Annotated in this window: 1 rRNA gene; it reads left to right on the forward strand. The window is 49.6% G+C overall.

From position 1 onward, the window contains the following. Nucleotides 1–82 precede the first annotated feature (82 nt). Nucleotides 83–1,599, forward strand: a 16S ribosomal RNA gene (locus tag BBI00_RS22875). The last annotated feature ends 11 nt before the right edge of the window (nt 1,600–1,610 follow it).

The following is a 1,610-nucleotide window of genomic DNA, read 5'->3' on the forward strand; positions in this document are numbered from 1 at the left end:
ATAAAGATCATTGACATACAATATAACAACCAAGTAAGGAAAAACTAAAGCGTTAAAAACTTTGAGTGAGTCAGACAAACATACAATGGAGAGTTTGATCCTGGCTCAGGATGAACGCTAGCGGGAGGCCTAACACATGCAAGCCGAGCGGTAGAGATCTTTCGGGATCTTGAGAGCGGCGTACGGGTGCGGAACACGTGTGCAACCTGCCTTTATCAGGGGGATAGCCTTTCGAAAGGAAGATTAATACCCCATAATATATCGAGTGGCATCACTTGATATTGAAAACTCCGGTGGATAGAGATGGGCACGCGCAAGATTAGATAGTTGGTGAGGTAACGGCTCACCAAGTCTGCGATCTTTAGGGGGCCTGAGAGGGTGATCCCCCACACTGGTACTGAGACACGGACCAGACTCCTACGGGAGGCAGCAGTGAGGAATATTGGACAATGGGTGCGAGCCTGATCCAGCCATCCCGCGTGAAGGATGACGGCCCTATGGGTTGTAAACTTCTTTTGTATAGGGATAAACCTACCCTCGTGAGGGTAGCTGAAGGTACTATACGAATAAGCACCGGCTAACTCCGTGCCAGCAGCCGCGGTAATACGGAGGGTGCAAGCGTTATCCGGATTTATTGGGTTTAAAGGGTCCGTAGGCGGATCTGTAAGTCAGTGGTGAAATCTCACAGCTTAACTGTGAAACTGCCATTGATACTGCAGGTCTTGAGTGTTGTTGAAGTAGCTGGAATAAGTAGTGTAGCGGTGAAATGCATAGATATTACTTAGAACACCAATTGCGAAGGCAGGTTACTAAGCAACAACTGACGCTGATGGACGAAAGCGTGGGGAGCGAACAGGATTAGATACCCTGGTAGTCCACGCCGTAAACGATGCTAACTCGTTTTTGGTATTTCGGTATCAGAGACTAAGCGAAAGTGATAAGTTAGCCACCTGGGGAGTACGAACGCAAGTTTGAAACTCAAAGGAATTGACGGGGGCCCGCACAAGCGGTGGATTATGTGGTTTAATTCGATGATACGCGAGGAACCTTACCAAGGCTTAAATGGGAAATGACAGGCTTAGAAATAGGCTTTTCTTCGGACATTTTTCAAGGTGCTGCATGGTTGTCGTCAGCTCGTGCCGTGAGGTGTTAGGTTAAGTCCTGCAACGAGCGCAACCCCTGTCACTAGTTGCCATCATTAAGTTGGGGACTCTAGTGAGACTGCCTACGCAAGTAGAGAGGAAGGTGGGGATGACGTCAAATCATCACGGCCCTTACGCCTTGGGCCACACACGTAATACAATGGCCGGTACAGAGGGCAGCTACACAGCGATGTGATGCAAATCTCGAAAGCCGGTCTCAGTTCGGATTGGAGTCTGCAACTCGACTCTATGAAGCTGGAATCGCTAGTAATCGCGCATCAGCCATGGCGCGGTGAATACGTTCCCGGGCCTTGTACACACCGCCCGTCAAGCCATGGAAGTCTGGGGTACCTGAAGTCGGTGACCGTAACAGGAGCTGCCTAGGGTAAAACAGGTAACTAGGGCTAAGTCGTAACAAGGTAGCCGTACCGGAAGGTGCGGCTGGAACATCTCATTTTAGAGCGTCTT

Origin of the sequence: Chryseobacterium arthrosphaerae (genome assembly GCF_001684965.1) — a bacterium.
GTDB classification, from domain to species: domain Bacteria; phylum Bacteroidota; class Bacteroidia; order Flavobacteriales; family Weeksellaceae; genus Chryseobacterium; species Chryseobacterium arthrosphaerae.